Below are 20,582 nucleotides of genomic sequence, written 5' to 3' on the forward strand. Positions count from 1 at the left end.
CGAAGCTATCTTGGGGCACGTTCCCTCTCCCCGCTTGCGGGGAGAGGGTTAGGGTCAGGGGCTATTGCAGCTTCAGCGGCCGCCGATCACGCCGATATAGTCGGAGACCCAGCGGTGGTAGGGCACGCATTCGCCCTGGCTTTCGCATTTCGAAACCGGCGTGCGCCAAAAATTGATCTTCTCGAAGTTGTCGAAGCCATTGGTCTTGCAGCCTTCGTCGGTCAGGAGCGCGTTGCCCTTGCAGGCGGCCGGAACCGAGGGGACCGCGCCGAACCAGGCGGCCGCATCACCCTGCACCTTGGCGGACAGCGAATGTTCCATCCACATATAGGCGCAGTTCGGATGCTGGCTTTCGGCATGCAGCATGGTCGTATCCGACCATCCGGTGACGCCCTCTTCCGGGAAGGTCGAGGCGATCTTCTGCTTTTCCGCCTGCATCAGGTTGACCTGGAACGGCCAGGAACCGGAAGCGACCACGCCTTCGTTCTTGAAGTCGTCGATCTGGATCATCGCATCGTGCCAGTAGCGGCCGACCAGCGTGCGTTGGACACGCAGCAGGTCGAGGGCGGCCTTGTACTGGTCTTCGTTGAGTTCATAGGGATTCTTGATGCCGAGTTCCGGCTTGTGCGCCATCAGGTATTGCGCGGCATCGGCAATGTGGATCGGGCCGTCATAGGCCTGTACGCGGCCCTTGTTCGACTTGCCGTCGGGCAGCGTCATTTCTTCGAAAACGACGTTCCAGCTCTTCGGCGCTTCGTCCTTGAAGGCGTCCGTGTTGTACATCAGCACGTTCGGACCCCAGAGATAGGGCGTGCCGTAGTGAACGCCGTTCACCGTGTTCCAGGGCGCATTCTGCAGGCGCTCGTCGACGGTCTTCCAGCTCGGAATGAGGTCGGTGTTGATCGGCTGGACGCGCTTGCCGGCGACGAGGCGCAGCGACGCGTCGCCCGAGGCGGTGACGAGGTCGAAGCCGCCTTCGTTCATCAGCGCGACCATTTCGTCGGAGGTCGCCGCGGTCTTCACGGAAACCTTGCAGCTCGTTTTCTTCTCGAATTCGGTGACCCAGTCGTAGTTCTTGTCGGTCTCGCCGCGCTCGATGTAACCGGCCCAGGCGACGATCGAAACCTCGCCTTCGCCGGCACCGAGTTCCTTCAGGGGCTCCTGGGCGAGGGCGGATGCGGTGAAGGCGAGCGAAAGGGTAAGCGCGGTGCAGGAATGCAGAAGTCGCTTCATGACAGTCTCCCGGTTTGATCCGCTTGGTGCGGTATTGTTCCCGAGAGAAAAGGTGCCGCGATTTCGCCGCTTTCGCAAATTCATTAATCAGAATGTCGCTATCGGAAATTCCGAAAGCGACAGAATCTACGGGCCTGAAGCTTGCTGACGGACGGCTTGTATGAAGCCGTCGACATCCGGGTTCTGCCGGATTTCGAAGCCGCAGCGCAGGAAGCACGCCAGACTCGCGGAATTGTCCGGATCTATACGCGCATCGAGGATCATGTAGGTCTTTCCAGGTCCCGCCAGGAACGTTGAAAGCACGGCCGTTCCTATGCCGCAGCCTCGCAGATCTGGCCGCACGGCGAGTTCGATGTACCCATGCTCACCATCCCTATCAACTTGGATCTCGGCTATGGCTTCGTCGGACCGATAGGCCATCCAGCACCGAGCAGTGTCCCCGTTTGTCACATAGGCGAACCACTCGTCATCGGGAAAGGAAAGGCGACGCAACAGTTCCTTATCTTCGAACCACTTGCGGAGTGTCAAAAGGTCGTCGCGAGTGAAGAGAAGGAAGACGACCTGCATCGGCTACCGTCCCCGCCCACCCCGTAGCGCTTCCGCCAGCCCGACGAAATCCCGCGCCGCCTGCGGCAGGCTGGAGCCCTTGCGCCAGACCATGCCGACCTGCACGACTGGCAGTGCGCCGGAGACGTCGCGGCTTTCGATGCGGTCGCCTTCCAGCGACCAGGGGCGATAGACGAGATCGGGCAGAAGCGCGATGCCGGCGCCGGTGGCCACCAGGCTGCGCACGGCTTCCACCGAGCGGGTGCGGAAGGCGACATGGGGGCGGGCGCCGAGGGCCGATAGGAGTTTGCCGGTGTTCTCCTCGATTTCGTCGACCGTCAGCATGATCAGCGGTTCCTTGGCGATATCGCTGACGGAGATGATATCGGCAGAGACGAGGGGATGGCCGATCGGCAGCCAGAGCCGATAGGGCGACGTTTCGATGATTTCCGCCTGGAGCGCCATGCGGTCGCGCAGGTTCGAGATGACCATGACGGCAACGTCCAGTTCGCCGCCGACCAGCAGGTGTTCCAGATAGGAGCCGTTGTCTTCGATGGCGCTGACGTCGATGCCCGGAAAGGCCCGGCGGTAGCGCGAGAGCAGGTCGGAGAGCACGTAGCCGGCGACGAGCGAGGTGACGCCGAGATTGAGCTGGCCCTTTTCCGCCATACGGTTGTCGGAGAAGGAGCGGCGAGCGTCGGACACGTCGGCGAGAATCTTTGTCGCGTGGCGCAGGAACTGGTGGCCGTTGTGCGTCGTCGTCAGGCCGCGCGGATGGCGATCGAAAAGCTCGACGCCGAGATCCGATTCGAGTTCCTTGATCGCCTCGGTGATCGAGGATTGCGAGATCGACAGGTTCTGAGCGGCCCGGGTGACGGAACCCTGCTCCGCGACGGCGACGAAATATTGCAATTGCCGGAAGGTGAATGCCATGCCGTCAGTTAATATGGCCAGCTCGAGCGAGGCAAGCGGCGAAAATTCCTTGGGAAAGCCGCGGACAAGACAGGCGCCGTCGCACGACCTTGTTATGGTAGCCGCAACTGACGAGGAGCCGCGATGACCGAACGCCCCATGCCGACCGAGGAGGGCATTCTGGCCTTCCATAAGCGTTGCGAGGATTTCTATCCCGCCGATGCCGTCGATGCGGACATTACCCAGCAGCGCGCCTGGTACGATGCGCTCTGCGCTGCCTTCGATGCCCCGCCGCCGGCGGGCATGGTCAAGGAGGATGGCTGGGTGGCGGAGCGCATACCGGTGCGCCGCTATCGGCCGGCCACAGTCACGACGGCAACGCGGCTGTTCTATATTCACGGCGGTGGTTTTGTCGTTGGCTCGCTCAACAGCCACGATGCGATCTGCGCCGAGATCGCCGAGGCGGCGGGGGCGGAGCTTGTTTCCGTTGATTATCGCCTGTCGCCCGAACATGTCTGGCCCGCCGCCTTCGATGATTGCTGGGCTGTCCTGATCGAGCTTTTGCTGGAGGAGCGCCGGGTCGTCGTGATCGGCGACAGCGCAGGTGGCAATCTTGCGGCCGGCATCGTGCTGAAGGCGCGGGACGAGGGACTGAAGGGTGTCGTCGGGCAGGCGCTGATCTATCCCGGCCTTGGCGGCGATCTTGTCTCCGGTTCCTATGAGGAGATGGCCAACGCACCCGGCTTATCGACCGCGGATACGGCCTATTACCGCACGATCTACCAGGCGCCGGAGGATGCGGCGCACGCCTTTCCGCTGCGGTCGGAAAATCTTGCCGGATTGCCGCCCGCCTTCATCACCGGCGCCTATTTCGATCCGCTGCGCGACGACGCGCGGGCCTATGCCGCTCGGCTGATTCTTGCCGGCGTACCGGTGGAGTACCGCGAGGAGAAGCAGATGATTCACGCATGGCTGCGCGCGCGCTTCATGAGCGAGGGTGCGAAGGCAGGCTTTGCCGCGCTCTGCGATGCCGTGCGCCGGATGGCGAAGCCATGAGCGGCGTTACCGACCTGGACGACCTGTTGGCGACCATGGAGCCCACCCTGGTCGAGGGCATTTTCGTCTATGCCAGTGTGCTGGCCGACGATTTGGCAAACCACCTTTCCCGCCGGCCGATCGGCCTCTTCCGGGAGGAGGAAGGTATCACGCTGATCTTGCCGGTCGACGCCGCCGAAGGGTTGGCGGCAAGCCCGCCGATGCGCATGATCACGCTGACCGTGCATTCCTCGCTGGAAGCCGTCGGTTTGACGGCGGCCTTCGCCACGGCGTTGACGGTAGAGGGCATCAGCGCCAACGTGGTTGCCGGCTACCATCACGACCATATATTCGTTCCCGAGCGGGATGCCGAACGGGCGCTCGAAACGCTGAAGGCCTTGTCCCGGGCGGCGCGTGAAAAGGGAGATGCGTGATGAATGTTCTGCGCTTTGCAGGTGTCGCTCTGGCTTTCGGGATGTTTGCGGTGGGGCAGCCGGTCTCCTTTGCCGAGGATGCGGCAGTGCCCATCCCCGCCTGCGCCTTGTCGGGCTCGAAGAGCGTCTTCATCGGCGGTGCGCCGGCTCTTCGGCTCTCCGACGTGGTGAATTGCCCGCCGGAACTCTACGAGATCGTACCGAGCATCATGATCGAGGGCCAGCCCATGGTGAAGTTCCGCACCGGTGTCGGCGAGAAGGGCAATTGCACGGCGCGGGGCGATGAAACGGTGAGTGTTGAAGGTGGATCCGCCAGCCGTCTTGGCGATGTGACCTGCACGCAGAATTGAGTGAAGGGCGGTTTGGCCGAGAAAGCCATCCTACCCTCGACGTCATCCTCGGGCTCGACCCGAGGATCCACGTCCCACTGCATAGCTTGAGTTTGTGGCATGGATCCTCGGGTCGAGCCCGAGGATGACGAGTAGAGAGGCTTGCGGGCGCTCCAAAGAAAAACGGGCGACCGAGGCCGCCCGCTTTGTTCAATTGCCAGCGCTTTCCATGCGCCGGGTCGTCAGCACCTTCTCCAGCCAGCCGATCTCCATCTCGGGAACGGATTTCAGGAGCAGGTCGGTGTAGTCGTCGAAGGGTGGCGAGAGCACCGTCGATTTCGGGCCGAAGCGGACGAGTTTTCCCCGGTGCATCACGGCCACGCTATCGGCGATGGCGCGCACGATGGCGATGTCGTGGGTGATGAACATGTAGGAGACGTGGGTCTCGTCCTGGAGTTTCAACAGCAGCTTCAGGATGCCTTCCGCCACCAGCGGGTCGAGGGCGGAGGTTGGCTCGTCGCACAGGATAAGTTCCGGCTTTGCCGCGAGCGCACGCGCGATCGCCACGCGCTGCTTCTGGCCGCCGGACAGTTCTGCCGGGTAACGGTCGGCGAAGCGGCCGCCCATTTCGATCTGCTCCAAGAGTTCCTTCACCCGCTCGGTCTTCTGCTGGCCGCGCATGCCATAGTAGAAGGTGAGCGGACGGCCGACGATGTCGCGCACCGTCTGGCGGGGGTTCATCGCGGTGTCGGCCATCTGGTAGATCATCTGGACGCGGCGCAGTTCGTCGTTCGACCGGCCCTTCAGCGCCTTCGGCAAGGGCTTGCCGTCGAAGCTGATCGTGCCCTCCTGCGGGGGAAGCAGGCCGGTGATGACGCGGGCGAGGGTGGATTTTCCCGAGCCCGATTCCCCTACCACCGCCAGCGTCTGGCCCTTTGGCAGGTGCAGGGAAACGTTCTGCAGCACCTTGAAGCCGTTGGAATAGCCGGCGGTGATGTTGTCGACCTTCAGAAGCGTATCCGACTGGTCGGGCGCCTCCTCGCGTTTGGTGCCGCGCACATTGACCAGCGCGCGGGTATAGTCCTGCGTCGGCGCCTCGATGATCTGCTTTACCGAGCCGTATTCCACCATCTTGCCATGCCGGAGCACCAGGATGTCGTCCGTGATCTGCGCCACGACCGCAAGGTCGTGGGTGATGTAGAGCGCGGCCGTATGCGTCTCTTCGATGGCATGCTTGATCGCGGCAAGCACGTCGATCTGCGTCGTCACGTCGAGCGCTGTGGTCGGCTCGTCGAAGACGATGAGTTCCGGGTTCGGGCAGAGCGCCATGGCGGTCATGGCGCGCTGGAGCTGGCCGCCGGAGACCTGGTGCGGATAGCGCTGGCCGAAGGTTTCCGGGCTTGGCAGGCCGAGCACCTTGAACAGGTAGAGCGCGCGCTTTTCCGCTTCCGCACGGGTCATGATGCCGTGTTTCAGCGAGGCCTCGATCACCTGCTCGCCGAGCCGGTGGGCGGGGTTGAAAGCTGCTGCCGCTGATTGCGCGACGTAGCAGACCTTGCAGCCGCGTACCTTGCGGATGCCGTTGGGGCCGAGCTTCAGCAGGTCCTGCCCGTTGAGCAGCACCTCGCCGCCGGTGATGCGCACCCCGCCGCGCCCATAGGCGAGTGCGGTGAGGCCGATCGTCGATTTGCCGGCACCGGATTCGCCGATGAGGCCGAGCACCTTGCCCTTTTCGACATTGAAGGACACGCCTTCGACGAGGGTGACGGTGCGCGGCGGCTCGCCCGGCGGGTAGCTGGTCGCCTCGATCTTCAGATTCTTGACGGAAAGCAGATCAGGCATCGCCGCGCCCTCCCTTGAGGCTCGAGGTGCGTTTCATCAGCCAGTCGACGACGAGGTTGACGCAGATGGCCAGCCCCGCAATCGCACCGCCCGGAATAAGGGCGGCGGAAATGCCGAAGATGATGCCGTCCTTGTTGTCCTTTACCATGCCGCCCCAATCCGCCGCCGGCGGCTGGATGCCGAGGCCGAGGAAGGAGAGGGTGGAGAGGAACAGGATCGAGAAGGCGAAGCGCAGGCCGAATTCGGCCAAGAGCGGCGAGAGCGTGTTGGGCAGGATTTCGCGAAAAATGATCCAGCCGGTGCCTTCGCCGCGCAGACGCGCCGCTTCCACGAACTCCATGACCGCGACATCGAGCGCGACGGCGCGGCCGATGCGGTAGACGCGGGTACTGTCGAGGACCGCCATCACGAGGATGAGGATCCAGAGCTGCTGGGGAAGAACGGCCAGCACGACGAGGGCGAAGATCAAGGTCGGGATCGCCATCATCAGGTCGTTGAAGCGCGAGAAGGCCTGGTCGATCAGTCCGCCCGTGACGGCGGCCGTGAAGGACAGGAGCATGCCGAGCGAGAACGAGAGCACGGTTGCGGCCAACGCCACGAAGATCGTGGTGCGGGCGCCGAAGATCAGACGCGAGAAGAGGTCGCGGCCGAGATTGTCGGTGCCAAGCAGGTAATCGCCGCCGATCGGCTCCCAGACGGAGCCGACGATCTGGCTCTCGCTATAGGGGGCGATGATGGGGGCGAAAAGGGCGCAGAAGAGGGCAAGGGCGATGCCCAGAATGCCGACCCAGGCGCTGACGGGGATACTGGAAAGTCTCATCGCGGATGCCTCAATCTGGGGTTCGCGATGATCGCAAGGATATCGGCGAACATGTTGAGGAAGATGTAGAAGGCGGCGAAGATCAGGCCGCAGGCCTGCACCACCGGCATGTCACGCACCGTCACGGCGTCGACCATATACTGGCCCATGCCGGGATAGACGAACACCACTTCCACGACGACGACGCCGACGACGAGATAGGCGAGGTTGAGCGCGATGACGTTGATGACCGGCGCCAAGGCGTTCGGTGCTGCATGTTTTGCGATGACGCGAAGGCTGCCGAGACCCTTGAGTTCGGCCGTCTCCACATAGGCGGACGACATGACGTTGAGGATGGCTGCGCGCGTCATGCGCATCATGTGGGCGAGCACGACGAGGACGAGGGTTGCCGTTGGCAGTGCAATGGCGGAAAGCCGCTGGCCGATGGTCATGCTTTCATAGACCGTCGCCGGGAAGGTGGCGACGCCGAGCTGCACGGCGAAGAACAGGATCAGCAGGTAGCCGACGAAGAACTCGGGAAGCGAGATCGCCGCCAGCGAGATGACGTTGATGATCTTGTCGGGCAGGCGGTTTCGGTATTGCACGGCGAGCATGCCGAGCCCGACCGCGAGCGGAACCGAGATGATGGCTGCAAAGAAAGCGAGGAACAGCGAATTGCCGAGGCGCTTGCCGATCTGTTCGCTGACCGAGTTTTTCGAGGCCCAGGAACTGCCGAAATCACCCTGGATGGCGCCGCCGAGCCATTTGAAGTAGCGGGTGGTGGCCGGCTGGTCGAGGCCGAGATCCTTGCGGATGTTCTCGATGGCCTGTGGCGTGGCGGACTGGCCGAGATAGGTCGTGGCGAAGTCGCCGGGCAGGGCTTCCACGCCCCCGAAGATCATCAGGGACACGGCGAAGAGCAAGGCCACGCTGAGCGCAAGGCGTTGCAGGATGAGCGCAGCGAGCGGGCTGCTCTTGCTGAGTTTCGCCCAGAACGAAGGGGTCACTTCGTTGATGGGGGCTCCAGTGGACGCAACCGACCCGGCAACGCCGACAGACTGCGGGGCTTCGCCCGCAGCCGTCGTTGCTGTCAGCTCCGGACCGTGCGCCGGTCCGCGGCCGGTCATCAGGCGTCGAGCCACACGCGGGTTGCGACGAAGCCGTTCGACATGTCGTTGCCGATATCGTGCACGTAACCCTTCACCTGCTTGCCGCAGGCGTTCACGAAGTCGTTGAACATCGGCAGGATGAGGCCGCCTTCGTCACGCACCATCATGGCCATGGCGCGGTACATGTCCTTGCGCTTGGCTTCGTCGAGTTCTGAGCGGGCTTCGAGCACCATCTTGTCGAAGTCTTCGCGCAGGAAGCGCGTGTCGTTCCAGTCGGCCTTCGAGAGATAGGCGGTCGAGTACATCTGGTCCTGCGTCGGACGGCCGCCCCAATAGGAGGTCGAGAACGGCTGCACGTTCCAGACGTTCGACCAGTAGCCGTCGCCGGGTTCACGCTTCACTTCGATCTCGATGCCGGCCTTCTTGGCGCTCTCCTGGTAGAGAACGGCCGCGTCCACGGCGCCCGGGAAGGCGACGTCCGAGGTGCGCAGCAGGACCGAGCCGCTGTGGCCCGACTTCTTGTAGTGGAAGGCGGCCTTGTCCGGATCGTAGGCGCGCTGCTCGATGCCTTCCGGGAAGAGGGCATAGGTCTCGTTGATCGGGAAGTCGTTGCCGACCTTGCCGTAACCGCCGAGCACCTTTTCCAGCATCGTCTCACGGTCCATCGCATATTTCAGGGCGAGGCGGAGATCGTTGTTGTCGAACGGCGCCGTGTTGCAATGCATGATGAACACGTAGTGGCCGCGGCCGGAGGTGGAGAGGATTTCCACGGTCGGCGCACGCTTCAGGAGATCAACGGTCTTCGGGTCGACGCGGTTGATATAGTGGACCTGGCCGGAGGAGAGGGCGGCGATACGGGCCGTCGCGTCGTTCATCGCGATCATTTCGACCGTATCGACATAACCGCGGTCCTGGCGCCAGTCATCCTTGTTGCGCTCGAAGGTGGCGCGTACGCCGGCTTCGAAACTGGTGACCTTGAAGGGGCCGGTGCCGATCATCGCGTTCGGATCGTCGAGACCGCCATTCGGCTGGATGACGAGGTGGTAGTCGGTCAAAAGCAGCGGCAGGTCGGCATTGCCTTCCGAAAGTACGAGGACAAGCTTGTCGCCGTCGGCCTTGATTTCCTTGATCGACTTCATGACGCCGAGTGCGCCCGATTCCGACTTCTCATCGGTGTGGCGCTGCAGGGTCTTGATGACGTCGTCGACCGTCAGCTCCTTGCCGTCATGGAATTTCACGCCCTTGCGGATGGCGAAAGTCCAGGTTGAGGCGTCGGCGGACGGTTCCCAGGATTCGGCGAGCGCCGGAACCGGCTTGCCGGTCAGCGGCTCGGATTCCACGAGCATGTCGCCCCAGTTGCGGTTCACGACGAACATGAACTGCGAGAGCGCCTTTGCGGGGTCCTTCGAGTCGGTCGCGGCGGCGCCTTCGAGGCCGAGCTTGAGGTTGCCGCCACGCTTCGGCTCCTGCGCCTTGGCGGCGGTGTCGAACATGGTGCCGGCGACGGCAAGCGTGATGCCGAAGGCAGCAGCGCGGCCCATGAACTCGCGGCGGTTCATCTTGCCGAGCGTGACCTGGCTGGTGAGGTAGTTGGTGTAATCAGTCATTCCCCTGTTCCCTTTGCTCGCCCTGAAGTGGGCATTTGTCGTTGTGATTGGCAGAATTTCTGTTTTTGGCCTGTAAGGCAACCTCCCGACCGGCTTTTCTTGCCGGCGGCGGCGCATTTCCCGTTTTCCCGAATGCCTCCTTCATTCGCCGCATGGCGGCTCGTCTATTATAAACTATTCACGTATCAGACGCGTGTAACGCTTTAATTTACCTATTTCTTCCACAAGCCAAACTTATGGAAAGATGCGGACTTTGCCCGATGCAGGGGCGTATCCTATCGTCCCTTCCAGACGGGATCACGCTTTTCCGCGAAGGCGCGGGCGCCCTCGAGTTGATCCTCGCTGGAATAGAGAACGTCGACCGTCGGAAATTGCCGGCGGGTGATCTTGTTCATGGTCGTCTGGAACGCCTCGCCCTCGGCGGCGCGCACCACTTCCTTGATGGCGGCGTAGACGAGCGGCGGGCCGCTTTCGAGCAAGCGCGCCAGTTCCCAGGCGCGGTCGAGCAGCTTGTCGGCCGGCAGGATCTCGTTGATGAAGCCCCAGCGGTGCGCCTCCTGCACGTCCAGCCAGCGGCCGGTCAACAGTATGTCCATGGCGATGTGGTAGGGAATGCGCTTCGGCAGCTTGATCGAGGCGGCATCCGCCACCGTGCCGGAGCGGATTTCCGGCAGCGCGAAGGTTGCATGTTCGGCAGCGAGGATCAGGTCGGTGGAGAGCGCGATTTCGAGCCCGCCGCCGCAGCAGATGCCGTTGACCGCCGCGATGATCGGCTTGTTGAGGTCGCGCAGTTCCTGCATGCCGCCGAAACCGCCGACACCGTAATCGCCATCGACTGCGTCACCGGCGGCGGCCGCCTTCAGATCCCATCCTGGACAGAAGAATTTCTCCCCCGCACCGGTGATGATGGCGACGCGCAAGGTGTCGTCGTCGCGGAAGTCGGCAAAGATCCTGCCCATGATGCGGCTGGTCACGAGGTCGATCGCGTTCGCCTTGGGGCGATCGATCGTGACTTCCAGGATGCCACCTTCGCGGCGCTGTCGTATCGGTCCGGTCATGGGTTTTTCCTCAGACGGATCAGCGCGTCGGCCGCGACGACACCGTCGCCAGCTGGCAGCACCATTAAGGGATTAACGTCCAGTTCGTCGATTATTGAAGCGTTTGAAACGACATAGGATGCCGTTGATGCGACGGCAGCGACAAGCGCATCGATATCGCCCTTCGGGCCGCCGCGATAACCGTTCAGCAGCTTTGCGATTTTCAGCTTGGAGATCGCCTCGCGGATCGTTTTTTCATCGGTCGGCAGGGTCAAGATCGCGGAATCTTCGAGCAATTCGACCAAAATACCGCCTGCACCGATGGTCAGCACCGGACCGGCGACGGGATCCCGCATGGCGCCGACGATGAGCTCGGCAACGGGTTTTCCCACCATCTTTTCGATGAGGAAACCGGAAGCGACGCCGGCCATGGCCTTGGCGGCCTCCAGCACGGCCTCGCGGCTGGCGAGGTTCAACTTGACGGCGCCGGCCTCGGTCTTGTGGGCGACGCCCAAGCCCTTGAGAACGACGGGGAAGCCGAGGTTTTGCGCAGCGTCGGCGGCGGCCTCCGTGGTCTCGGCCGTGATGCCCTTCGGCACGGTGAGGCCATGGGCTGCAAGGGCCTGCTTTGCCTCGTGCTCGGTGAGCGTAACCGCTTCACCTTCCCCGGCTGCGGCCTTGAGGAGCGGGGCAGGCAGGGGCTTGTTCCAGATTTCGCCGATGCCGGCGGCGGCTTCAGCGGCGGCCAATGCCTCCTCGATGCCGTAGAAGGGCACGATGCCGTTCTGCATCAGCATTTCGGCGGTCGCTTCCGGCATGTTCTCGCCCATGCTGGCGACGATGCCGGCATTCGCGCCCGTCGCCTTCGACGCATCAATGACGGCGTGGCAGGTGGTGATCCAGTCGGCGGCGTCGCAGCGGTCGAGGCGGGGGAAATCGAGCACGACGAGGTTCAGGGCGTAGCCGCCCTGCATCATGGTCGTGAAGGCCTGCGTCTGCTTCTCGTGGTTGCCCCACACGAAGGTGTGGTAGTCGAGCGGGTTGGAGATCGTCACCATCTGGCCGAGCGTTTCACGCAGCGGCTGGCGCTGGTCTTGCCGGAGTTCACGGTAATTCACTTTCCGCTTCACGCCGGCATCCGCCATCAGCGAGGCCTCGCCGCCGGAGCAGCTCATCGAGGAGATGTCGTAGTTCTGAAGCGGGCCGGCGATGTGCAGCAGTTTTAGCGTTTCCAGCAATTCCGGCAGCGTCTCGACGCGGCCGATGCCGAGGCGGGCGAGTAGGGCGGAGGAAACGGCGTCGTTGCCGGCGAGCGAGGCCGTGTGCGAGACGGTGGCGAGCTGCGCCTGTTCCGATTTACCGACCTTCAAAGTCACGACCGGCTTCTTCAGCTCGCGCGATCGCAAGGCCAGGCGTTCGAGGGAGGCGAGGCTGTCAAAACCCTCGATATGCAGGCCGACGGCGGTGACGCGCGGGTCTTCCAGCACGGCGCAGGCGAGGTCGGCGAGACCGGTCTGCGCCTGGTTGCCGGCGGTCAGGATATAGGCGAGCGGCAGGCCGCGCTGCTGCATGGAAATGTTGCAGGCGATGTTGGAGGACTGCGTGAGGACGGCGACGCCCTTGTCGATGCGCAGCATGCCGTGCTGATCGGGCCACAGCAGGGCGCCGTCCAGCATGTTGATGAAGCCGTAGCAGTTCGGCCCGAGCACCGGCATGTCGCCGGCCGCTTCCACCAGCGCCTTCTGCAAATCGTCGCCGTCGGCAAGCTCGCTGACGGCCTCGCGGAAACCGGAGGCGTAGCACACCGCGCCGCCGGCGCCACGCGCCGCGAGATCGCGGATGATGCCGATGGTGAGTTCTCGGTTGACGCCGACGAAGGAGGCGTCCGGCGCACCCGGAAGATCGGCGACGGAGCGGTAGCATTTGCGCCCGAGGATTTCGTCCTCGCGCGGATGCACCGGCCAGATCTCGCCGGAAAAACCCATCTTGTCGCACTGGAAGATGACGCGGCGCGCCTCCTTGCCGCCGAAGACGGCGATGGAGCGGGGCCGGATGAGGCGGTCGAGGGGACGTGTCATATGGACATTACGCTCCGAGCGGCCTGAGCAGATCACGGCTGATGATGTGCCGCTGGATTTCCGACGTGCCGTCCCAGATGCGCTCGACGCGGGCATCGCGCCAGAAGCGGGCGAGCGGCAGGTCGTCCATCAGGCCCATGCCGCCGAAAATCTGGATCGCCTCGTCGGTGACGCGGGCGAGCATTTCGGTGGCATAGACCTTTGCCGAGGCGATTTCGCGGTTCGACGGCAGGCCCTGATCGAGCCGCCATGCGGCATTGAGCGTCAGGAGGTCGGCGGCGTCGATCTCTGTGATCATGTCGGCGAGCTTGAAGGAGACGCCCTGATTTGCCCCGATCGGCTTGCCGAATTGTTTGCGCTCGGCGGCATAGTTCAACGCGTAGTCGAAGGCGCGGCGGGCGCGGCCGACGGAGGTCGCGGCGACCGTGATGCGGGTCGCGTAGAGCCAGTCGTTGGCGATGTCGAAGCCCTTGTGGACTTCGCCGAGGATCTGGGAGGAGGGCAGGCGGCATTCGTCGAAGTTGAGAATGCAGTTCTTGTAGCCACGGTGCGAGACCGACTCGTAGCCGTTGCGGATCTCGAAACCCGGCGTGCCGCGGTCAACGAGGAAGCAGGTGATGAGCTTCTTCTTGCCGCGCGGCGTATCTTCCTCGCCCGTCGCGATGAAGACGATGACGAAATCGGCGATGTTGGCATGGCTGATGAAATGCTTCGTGCCGTTGACGACCCAGTCGTCGCCGTCCTTGCGGGCGAAACATTTCATGCCGCGCACGTCGGAGCCGGCATCCGGCTCGGTCATGGCGAGCGCGTCGAACTTTTCGCCGCTGACGGCCGGCAGAAGGTAGCGTTCGCGTTGCTCGTCGTTGCAGGCCATCAGGATGCCGGAGGGGCGGCCGAAGAAGACGGTGAGCGCCATCGAGCCGCGGCCGAGTTCGCGCTCGACCAGCGTAAACGAGGTGTGGTCGAGGCCGGCACCGCCCACTTCTTCCGGCATGTTGCAGCCGAAGAAGCCGATTTCCTTGCACTTGCGGGCGATTTCCTGGCCGAGTTCCGGCGGCACGTGACCGGTGCGCTCGACCTCGTTTTCGTGCGGATAAATTTCCGTTTCGACGAAGGAGCGGACCGTATCCACGATCATCTGCTGCTCGTCGGTCAATGCGAAGTTCATGGCATTCCCCCTCGAATTCTTTTGGGGCCGCGTGGCGGCCATAGCCCTTTGCGGGGCATCTCCCCCAATGAGCGGGGGAGATTGTGTTCTGCGTCGGGCGCCGTTCCTCTCCGGCACTTCAACGGTTTCGTCAGGCGCGCTTTTGCCCGACGCTGCGGCCGGCACTTTCCGGTGTCGCCAGCTTGGCATGGGCGTCCGCGATCGGCTTGATCTTCGCCAGCACGTCCGCAGGCGCATCGACGCTCTTGCCGGCCTTCGAGTCGACGTGAAGCATCATCTGCTCTGCCGTCGCGATGACATCGCCGGTCGCGGCATCGTGGATGCGGGTGAAGAAGTGCAGCCGCTTGCCGTCGGACGCCAGAAGCTGAAGCGTCGTGTAGAGCGCCTGGCCGAGCTTGGCTTCGTCGATGTGGCGGATGTGGGTTTCCACCGTGTAGTAGCTGTGGCCGGCTTCGACATAGGCGAAGTCCACGCCGATCAGCCGCAGCAACGCGTCCGACGTATCGCCGAAGAGCTGGAGGTAACGGTGCTCGGTCATGTGGCCGTTATAGTCGACCCAGGCGGCGTTGACCTTGGTATCGACGAGGCGCAGGGGCTCGGCTTCCGAAACTTCCACCTTGGCCTTGCCGGCCTTGGCCCAGAGATGTTCCTCGAATTCGGCGAGCAGCTTGCCAGAACCCCAGCCCTTGCCGTCGTCGCCGGCCTTCAGCGCATGCATGATGCCGACGAGGTTCTGGTCGCGGATGCGCTCCAGGTCGCGGATGCCGCGGGCGCCGGACTGGGCGTCCGACTGGTTGGCGATCTTTTCCACCAGCTCGTCGTTGAGATCGACGACGTCGGTGAGCTTCGTCCAGGGCCAGGAGAGGCAGGGACCGAACTGGGCGAGGAAGTGGCGCATGCCGGCTTCACCGCCCGCGATGCGGTAGGTCTCGAACATGCCCATCTGCGCCCAGCGCATGCCGAACGAATAGCGGATCACATCGTCGAGCGTCTCGGTGTCGCAGATGTCGTCCTTGATGAGCCAGAGGCCTTCGCGCCAGACGGCTTCGAGCAGGCGGTCACCGACGAAGGCCTCGATCTCCTTCTTGATGATCACGCCCTTCATGCCGATCGGCGCGAGCTTGGCCTTGGCGTCTTCGAGCGTCGCCTTGCTGGTCTTTTCGCCGCCGACCAGTTCGGCGAGCGGTAGCAGGTAGACGGGGTTATAGGGATGCGCGACGAACAGGCGTTCGGGGTGCTTCATGTCGCGCTGCAGGTCGGTCGGCATCAAGCCTGACGTGGACGAGCCGATCAGCGCGTCTGGCTTTGCGGCCGCATCGATCTGGGTCAGCACGCCGCGCTTCAGTTCTAGGCGCTCGGGAACGCTTTCCTGAATCCAATCAGCGTCTTTGACGGCGTCTTCCAAGCTCTTGCAGAAGGTGATTTTGCCCTTCGGCGGCAGCGGCGCCATGGTGAGCATGCCATAGGCGCGCTCGGCATTGGCCATCACTTCGCCGATGATGCGCTCGGCTTCCGGATGCGGATCGAATATATTGACGTCGATGCCGGCGAGCGCGAAGCGCGCCACCCAGGCGCCGCCGATGACGCCGCCGCCAACGCAGGCTGCTTTCTGGATCTGGCTCATTTCGGCGCCCGCTTCTGGAGTTTCAGCTTTTCGCGCACTTCGGCCGGGCCGATGATGCGGGCACCCATGCCTTCAACCACGTTCACGGCCTTTTCGACGAGCTGCGCATTGGTCGCGAGCTGGCCCTTGCCGACATAGAGATTGTCTTCAAGCCCGACGCGCACATTGCCGCCGGCCAGGATGGACGCGGCCGGATAGGCCATGGCATTACGGCCGATCGAGAAGGCCGAGAACGTCCAGTTGGCCGGCACGTTGTTGACCATCGCCATGAAGGTGTTGAGGTCGTCGGGCGCGCCCCACGGAATGCCCATGCAGAGCTGGATGAGCACCGGATCCTCGATGACGCCTTCCTCGACGAGCTGCTTGGCGAACCACAGGTGGCCGGTGTCGAAGGCCTCGATTTCCGGGCGGACGCCGAGGTCGGTCATCATCTTGCCCATGGCGCGCAGCATGGACGGCGTGTTGGTCATCACGTAGTCGCCGAGCGAGAAGTTCATCGTGCCGCAGTCGAGCGTACAGATTTCCGGCAGGCATTCGGCGACGTGGCTGACGCGCTCGGTGGCGCCGACCATGTCAGTGCCGTTGGGGTTCAGCGGCAGCGGCTGTTCGGTGCCGCCGAAGATAATGTCGCCGCCCATGCCGGCGGTGAGGTTCAGCACCACGTCCACCTCGGCATCGCGGATGCGCTCGGTCACTTCGCGGTAGAGATCGTTGCGGCGGCTCGGTGCGCCGGTTTCCGGGTCGCGGACGTGGCAATGCACGACGGCGGCACCGGCCTTGGCGGCGTCGATCGCCGATTCAGCGATCTGCTTGGGCGAACGCGGCACGTGGGGCGATTTGCCGGCGGTGTCGCCGGAGCCGGTGACGGCGCAGGTGATGAAGATATCACGGTTCATGGCTAAGGGCATTCGATCTCTCCCAGTATTCTCATTGGGTCCATTACGAGCCAAGAGACGGCGCAATGCTTTCACTTTTCGGATCCATTCTTGACAATTCGAGAGATGAACACGCATGCTTCCGCCATGCTTGATCCCTCTTCCGATACCCTCGACATCGATATCCTCGTGCTGCCCGAGACGAACCTCATTCTCGTCGCCTCGGTCATCGAGCCCCTGCGCGCCGCCAACCGCATTTCCGGCCAGGCGCTTTACCGCTGGCGGATTTTTTCCCCCGACGGCCAGCCGGTCGAGACGCGGAGCCGCATACCGGTGCCGGTCGACGGCCTGTTCCGGCCTGAGCGGGAGAAAGAGCCGCTCTTCGTGCTTTCGAGCTATCAATGGCAGATGAGTGCGACGCCTCTGTTGCGACGCCAGCTTTCACAGACTGCGCGCCATCGCACGATGATGGCTGGTATCGAATCGGGAAGCTGGCTGCTTGCCGAAGCCAGCCTGTTGAACGGCCATTCCGTGACGATCCACTGGGAGGACATGGAGGAGTTCGCCTCCCGCTATCCGCAGATCGCGGTGATGCGCGAGCGCTACGTCATCGACGGCAAGCGCATCACCACAGGCGGTTCCTTGCCGACGCTTGACCTGATGCTGGAGATCATCCGCCGCCGACAGGGTTATTCGCTGGCGCTCGAAGTGTCCCGGTTGTTCATCTACGAACACGAGCGGACCGGCGGGCTGTTGCAGGTGCCGGCCCTTGGCAACATGCGCATCGCCGACCAGCGCGTCAGCCAAGCGGTGCGACTGATGGAGGAGACGGTGGACGCGCCGTTGACGCTGACACGACTGGCAAAACGCGTCGGCATCAGCGCACGTCATCTCCAGGACCTGTTCCAGGAATCGATGGGTGTCGCGCCGCACCAGCACTATCTGGCGCTGAGGCTGAACGCCGCCCGGCGGAAGGTCATCGAGACCAAGGCCGAGTTCGCCGATATCGCGGCGCTCACCGGCTTCAACTCCTCCTCCGCCTTTTCGCGCAGCTACCGCGCGCACTATCACGAGAGCCCGACGGAAACCCGGCGGCGGTTGCGGGCTGGGGCCAAAGGCTAAAGTTTCGAAAGGAGCGCGAAAATCGTTTCGGCTGCTTGCCGCGACAACGCATCGCGTGGCCAGACGAGGCTCAGCGATTGCTGGTAGGCGGCATCCAGCGGCAACAGCGTCGGCGGCGGGTTGATGTTGGCGACGGAGTGCTCCGGCAGAACGGAAAGGTGGCCGTGGTCCAGCACGAGATTGATGATGACCGGGATCGAATCGACCTCGACCACCGTCAGGCGGGCGCGTTCGGCTGCGGACAGCGTGGCTTCCAGGAAGCGGTCCGTCATCTGCCGCAGGCCGCTGCGGGGACTTGGCACGGCGATGGGGTAACGACGCAAAAGTGCCGGGACATCCTGCCGCTCGATGTCATCCATCGTGCGCGGGCCGGCAAGTGCCAGTTGCGAACGGCCGATCAAACTGCCGTCGAATTCGGCGGGATACCGGTCCGTGTCGAGCAGGATCAGATCGAAACGGCGGTTTTTCAGGCCGGAGACAAGTTCGTCCGCCGTGGTGGAAGACAGGAAGAGCGGCTGGCGTGGTCGTGCTGAGCGCCATGCGACGGCAAGGCCCGCCAGCATCGCCGCAATCTCGCTTTCGTGACCGAAGGGAATGATCGTGCCGAGGCGCCAGGTGGCGGCACTGCGACGGAAGCGTTCAGCGGAAGCGGCGAAAAGCAGGTCCCACGCGGCACCGATCTGTTCGGCGAGCGCCAGGGCCTCGAGGCCGGCAGGCGTGCAGCTTATGCCAGTCGCCGAACGGTCGAGCATCTTGCTGCCGATCGCCGCTTCCAGATGGCTGAGCTGGCGGGTGAGTTGCGGCTGGCCAAGGCCGAGGCTTTTGGCAGCGGCATTGATGCTGCCGGCCCTTGCTGTGGCCGCGAAGCGGGCGAGGGCAGCGAGCGAAATGGCGGGTCGTGTCCGTCCACCTTCGCCGAGGGCGGCCAGGGCGTCGGCAGCGCGGGCGATTTCGGCAAAGCGGGGCAGGCGCGCCTCGGCCTCCAGGGTGGGCACGAGCGCCTGGCCGTCGCGCCGCACAAGCGGCACGGAGAGAACGGCCTCGACGCGGCGGAGCGCGGCACTGGCGCTGGAGGCAGGGCGTCCCGCAACTGCCGCCGCCCTGCGGATGCCGCGTTCTTCGAGAATGCTGTGCACAAGGCAAAGCGTGGACAGATCCACAGGCGGCTCCTTTGGCTTGCGGCGAGTGTTCGGCTTATAGCATGAACCGTACGGACTTTGGGATATACGCTCGACCCGCGTTCCGCATAACATCCATCTTGAAAAACGGGTTCCTTTGAAAATGCTTGCTTCCGCCGACACGCTCTATTTGACCGGTCAACCGCTCGACTTCGCAACGCTGGAGGCGATCGGCGCCGCCACGCGCCGTCCGGTGGCCTGCGAGATCGGCATGGGGCGCATCGGCGCGTCGCGGCTCGTCATCACGGATCGCCTCGCCATCGGCCTGCCGATCTACGGCGCGAATACGGGCGTCGGCTCGATGAAGGACAAGCTCTGGACGGCCGACGACCTCGTCGAATTCAACAACAGCCTCGTCAGGGCGCACCATTTCGGCACCGGCGAGCCCTTTGCGCTGCCGATCGTACGCAAGGCGATGGCGATCCGCGTCAACACCGCGCTCGGCGGCTATTCCGGCTGCAGCCCGGAACTGATCGATGCTTTCCTTGGCCTGCTCGAAAAGGATGTCGTGCCGGTCGTGCGCCGCCACGGCTCGATGGGCTGTGCCGATATCGGGCTGATGGGGCAGATCGCATCGGTCATGACCGGCGAGGGCGAAGCCTGGTATGGCGGCGAGCGCCTGCCTGCTGCCGAAGCGCTGAAGCGTGCCGACCTCAAGCCGTATCGCATGCAGCCGCGCGATGCGCTGGCAGCCCTCAGCGTCAACGCCATCTCGCATGCCGCCGCTGCCAACGTGGTGCGCGAGGCAGCCAAGGCGATCCGCAATCTCATGGTGACGGGGCTTCTCTCGTCGCTGGCGCTTGGCGCCTCTGCTGACCCGTGGCGGGTGGCCGCGCGGCTCTCGGCGCATGGCTAGGCGCTGGCCGGCACGTGGTTCGAGGCGCAGGCCTCTTCCGGCCATTGGCCAAAGCCGTCGGCGATCCACGATCCGCTCAGCCTGCGCATGACCGCGCAGGTCTTCGGCGCCTGCCTCGATACGCTGATGAACGCTGCCGAGCGCATCGTCGAGGCGACGGCGCAGTCGGATGACAACCCGGTTGTCATCGACAACCACGTCATGGCCTCCGGCGGTTCCCTGCCGCTGTCCACGACGCTCTACGTCGAGGCTGCGCAAACGGGTTTTGCGCATCTGGCGCGCAATGTGCTCAATCGCTGCGTCCTGCTCTCGAACGGCGTGCGTCGCAACCTTCCGGTCAACCTCGTTGCGCCCGGAGAGGCGGCGACGGGCTTCGGGCCGCTGTTGAAGCTCGCCGTCGAACTCTACATGCGCATCCAGTCGCTCGCCGTGCCGATCTCGGCGCAGTCGATCGTGGTTGCCGGCGGCCTCGAGGAAGAGGCGACCTTCCTGCCGCTGATCGTCGAGCGCATGGAGAGCCAGGTGCGGGATCTCCATCAGCTGGCGGCCCTCGAAGCCATGCTGTCCGCGCAGGCCATCGATCTTGCCGGCGACAATGCCGAGGGTGTTGCCGCCATCGTCTATCAGCGCACACGGGCGGTCAGCCCGTTCTATCGCAAGGATCGGCCGCTCTCCGCCGAAATCGAGGCGCTCGACCGTGATCTTGCGAGCCCCGAGGCGCTGGCCGCCTTCGTCGAGGCCGCGCCCATGGCGGGGTTCGATGCCTTCTTCGCCCTCACGCCGTAACGGAGACAAGGG

17 protein-coding genes and 1 pseudogene are annotated in these 20,582 nt (G+C 63.9%); 5 read left to right on the forward strand and 13 right to left on the reverse strand.

What is annotated here, in order from left to right; translation table 11 throughout:
• Window positions 1–72: 72 nt before the first annotated feature.
• The 3 genes from BSY16_RS02670 to BSY16_RS02680 form a co-directional block, all read right to left on the reverse strand.
• Window positions 73–1,233 (reverse strand): ABC transporter substrate-binding protein, encoded by a 1,161-nt coding sequence (locus tag BSY16_RS02670; protein WP_069058239.1) that lies wholly within the window; start codon window positions 1,231–1,233, stop codon window positions 73–75.
• A 126-nt stretch (window positions 1,234–1,359) separates the two neighbouring features.
• Window positions 1,360–1,800, reverse strand: coding sequence for a GNAT family N-acetyltransferase (locus tag BSY16_RS02675; protein ID WP_069058240.1), 441 nt, complete (start codon window positions 1,798–1,800; stop codon window positions 1,360–1,362).
• A gap of 3 nt (window positions 1,801–1,803) precedes the next feature.
• A complete protein-coding gene (locus tag BSY16_RS02680) occupies window positions 1,804–2,712 on the reverse strand; it encodes a LysR family transcriptional regulator (RefSeq protein WP_069058241.1) in 909 nt (302 codons plus the stop codon).
• Window positions 2,713–2,835: 123 nt separating this feature from the next.
• On the opposite strand from BSY16_RS02680, the gene BSY16_RS02685 reads away from it, so the two are divergent.
• The 3 genes from BSY16_RS02685 to BSY16_RS02695 are packed head-to-tail and all read left to right on the forward strand — an operon-like array spanning window position 2,836 to window position 4,510.
• Window positions 2,836–3,747: an alpha/beta hydrolase gene (locus BSY16_RS02685; protein WP_069058242.1), complete on the forward strand. Its 912-nt coding sequence runs from the start codon at window positions 2,836–2,838 to the stop codon at window positions 3,745–3,747.
• On the forward strand, window positions 3,744–4,160 hold the full coding sequence (locus BSY16_RS02690) for an ACT domain-containing protein (RefSeq protein ID WP_069058243.1): 417 nt from the start codon (window positions 3,744–3,746) through the stop codon (window positions 4,158–4,160). Before BSY16_RS02685 ends, BSY16_RS02690 begins: the two co-directional genes overlap by 4 nt.
• Window positions 4,160–4,510 carry a PAAR domain-containing protein gene (locus tag BSY16_RS02695; protein ID WP_069058244.1) on the forward strand — a complete coding sequence of 117 codons (351 nt, stop codon included), beginning with the start codon at window positions 4,160–4,162 and terminating at the stop codon, window positions 4,508–4,510. Before BSY16_RS02690 ends, BSY16_RS02695 begins: the two co-directional genes overlap by 1 nt.
• A 189-nt stretch (window positions 4,511–4,699) precedes the next feature.
• Here the strand turns inward: BSY16_RS02695 and BSY16_RS02700 are convergent, their stop codons facing one another.
• The 9 genes from BSY16_RS02700 to bcoG all read right to left on the reverse strand — a co-directional run bounded on the left by BSY16_RS02700 (window position 4,700) and on the right by bcoG (window position 16,661).
• On the reverse strand, window positions 4,700–6,331 hold the full coding sequence (locus tag BSY16_RS02700) for an ABC transporter ATP-binding protein (RefSeq protein WP_069058245.1): 1,632 nt from the start codon (window positions 6,329–6,331) through the stop codon (window positions 4,700–4,702).
• Window positions 6,324–7,151 (reverse strand): ABC transporter permease, encoded by an 828-nt coding sequence (locus BSY16_RS02705; protein ID WP_069058246.1) that lies wholly within the window; start codon window positions 7,149–7,151, stop codon window positions 6,324–6,326. Before BSY16_RS02705 ends, BSY16_RS02700 begins: the two co-directional genes overlap by 8 nt.
• Complete coding sequence (locus tag BSY16_RS02710) at window positions 7,148–8,257, reverse strand: ABC transporter permease (protein WP_069058247.1); 1,110 nt, start codon at window positions 8,255–8,257, stop codon at window positions 7,148–7,150. The genes BSY16_RS02705 and BSY16_RS02710 overlap by 4 nt, the downstream gene beginning before the upstream one ends.
• Window positions 8,257–9,846: an ABC transporter substrate-binding protein gene (locus BSY16_RS02715; protein WP_069058248.1), complete on the reverse strand. Its 1,590-nt coding sequence runs from the start codon at window positions 9,844–9,846 to the stop codon at window positions 8,257–8,259. Before BSY16_RS02715 ends, BSY16_RS02710 begins: the two co-directional genes overlap by 1 nt.
• Before the next feature lie 275 nt (window positions 9,847–10,121).
• Window positions 10,122–10,904: a carnitinyl-CoA dehydratase gene (locus tag BSY16_RS02720; protein ID WP_069058249.1), complete on the reverse strand. Its 783-nt coding sequence runs from the start codon at window positions 10,902–10,904 to the stop codon at window positions 10,122–10,124.
• A complete protein-coding gene (locus BSY16_RS02725; RefSeq protein WP_069058250.1) occupies window positions 10,901–12,961 on the reverse strand; it encodes an acetate--CoA ligase family protein in 2,061 nt (686 codons plus the stop codon). Before BSY16_RS02725 ends, BSY16_RS02720 begins: the two co-directional genes overlap by 4 nt.
• Window positions 12,962–12,968: 7 nt before the next feature.
• Window positions 12,969–14,129, reverse strand: a complete 1,161-nt coding sequence (locus BSY16_RS02730) for an acyl-CoA dehydrogenase family protein (protein WP_069061331.1) — start codon at window positions 14,127–14,129, stop codon at window positions 12,969–12,971.
• A 130-nt stretch (window positions 14,130–14,259) separates the two neighbouring features.
• A complete protein-coding gene (locus BSY16_RS02735; protein WP_069058251.1) occupies window positions 14,260–15,753 on the reverse strand; it encodes a carnitine 3-dehydrogenase in 1,494 nt (497 codons plus the stop codon).
• Window positions 15,750–16,661 carry a 3-dehydrocarnitine:acetyl-CoA trimethylamine transferase BcoG gene (bcoG, locus tag BSY16_RS02740; protein ID WP_069058252.1) on the reverse strand — a complete coding sequence of 304 codons (912 nt, stop codon included), beginning with the start codon at window positions 16,659–16,661 and terminating at the stop codon, window positions 15,750–15,752. Before bcoG ends, BSY16_RS02735 begins: the two co-directional genes overlap by 4 nt.
• 93 nt (window positions 16,662–16,754) lie before the next feature.
• On the opposite strand from bcoG, the gene BSY16_RS02745 reads away from it, so the two are divergent.
• Window positions 16,755–17,750, forward strand: coding sequence for a GlxA family transcriptional regulator (locus tag BSY16_RS02745; protein WP_374708642.1), 996 nt, complete (start codon window positions 16,755–16,757; stop codon window positions 17,748–17,750).
• Here the strand turns inward: BSY16_RS02745 and BSY16_RS02750 are convergent.
• The gene (locus BSY16_RS02750) at window positions 17,747–18,910 is read right to left on the reverse strand and encodes a LysR family transcriptional regulator (RefSeq protein ID WP_069058253.1); all 1,164 of its coding nucleotides are present in this window, start codon (window positions 18,908–18,910) and stop codon (window positions 17,747–17,749) included. The genes BSY16_RS02745 and BSY16_RS02750 overlap by 4 nt on opposite strands.
• Before the next feature lie 121 nt (window positions 18,911–19,031).
• Here BSY16_RS02750 and BSY16_RS02755 point away from each other — a divergent pair.
• Window positions 19,032–20,570 (forward strand): annotated as a pseudogene (locus tag BSY16_RS02755) (aromatic amino acid lyase).
• Window positions 20,571–20,582 lie beyond the last annotated feature (12 nt).

Origin of the sequence: Sinorhizobium sp. RAC02, assembly GCF_001713395.1 — a bacterium.
In the GTDB taxonomy this organism is placed as follows: domain Bacteria; phylum Pseudomonadota; class Alphaproteobacteria; order Rhizobiales; family Rhizobiaceae; genus Shinella.

Coding starts and splice junctions, on each gene's coding strand:
- BSY16_RS02670 (WP_069058239.1), bottom strand. CDS start 1,233: ATGAAGCGACTTCTGCATTCCTGCACCGCGCTTACCCTTTCGCTCGCC.
- BSY16_RS02675 (WP_069058240.1), bottom strand. CDS start 1,800: ATGCAGGTCGTCTTCCTTCTCTTCACTCGCGACGACCTTTTGACACTC.
- BSY16_RS02680 (WP_069058241.1), bottom strand. CDS start 2,712: ATGGCATTCACCTTCCGGCAATTGCAATATTTCGTCGCCGTCGCGGAG.
- BSY16_RS02685 (WP_069058242.1), top strand. CDS start 2,836: ATGACCGAACGCCCCATGCCGACCGAGGAGGGCATTCTGGCCTTCCAT.
- BSY16_RS02690 (WP_069058243.1), top strand. CDS start 3,744: ATGAGCGGCGTTACCGACCTGGACGACCTGTTGGCGACCATGGAGCCC.
- BSY16_RS02695 (WP_069058244.1), top strand. CDS start 4,160: ATGAATGTTCTGCGCTTTGCAGGTGTCGCTCTGGCTTTCGGGATGTTT.
- BSY16_RS02700 (WP_069058245.1), bottom strand. CDS start 6,331: ATGCCTGATCTGCTTTCCGTCAAGAATCTGAAGATCGAGGCGACCAGC.
- BSY16_RS02705 (WP_069058246.1), bottom strand. CDS start 7,151: ATGAGACTTTCCAGTATCCCCGTCAGCGCCTGGGTCGGCATTCTGGGC.
- BSY16_RS02710 (WP_069058247.1), bottom strand. CDS start 8,257: ATGACCGGCCGCGGACCGGCGCACGGTCCGGAGCTGACAGCAACGACG.
- BSY16_RS02715 (WP_069058248.1), bottom strand. CDS start 9,846: ATGACTGATTACACCAACTACCTCACCAGCCAGGTCACGCTCGGCAAG.
- BSY16_RS02720 (WP_069058249.1), bottom strand. CDS start 10,904: ATGACCGGACCGATACGACAGCGCCGCGAAGGTGGCATCCTGGAAGTC.
- BSY16_RS02725 (WP_069058250.1), bottom strand. CDS start 12,961: ATGACACGTCCCCTCGACCGCCTCATCCGGCCCCGCTCCATCGCCGTC.
- BSY16_RS02730 (WP_069061331.1), bottom strand. CDS start 14,129: ATGAACTTCGCATTGACCGACGAGCAGCAGATGATCGTGGATACGGTC.
- BSY16_RS02735 (WP_069058251.1), bottom strand. CDS start 15,753: ATGAGCCAGATCCAGAAAGCAGCCTGCGTTGGCGGCGGCGTCATCGGC.
- bcoG (WP_069058252.1), bottom strand. CDS start 16,661: ATGCCCTTAGCCATGAACCGTGATATCTTCATCACCTGCGCCGTCACC.
- BSY16_RS02745 (WP_374708642.1), top strand. CDS start 16,755: ATGAACACGCATGCTTCCGCCATGCTTGATCCCTCTTCCGATACCCTC.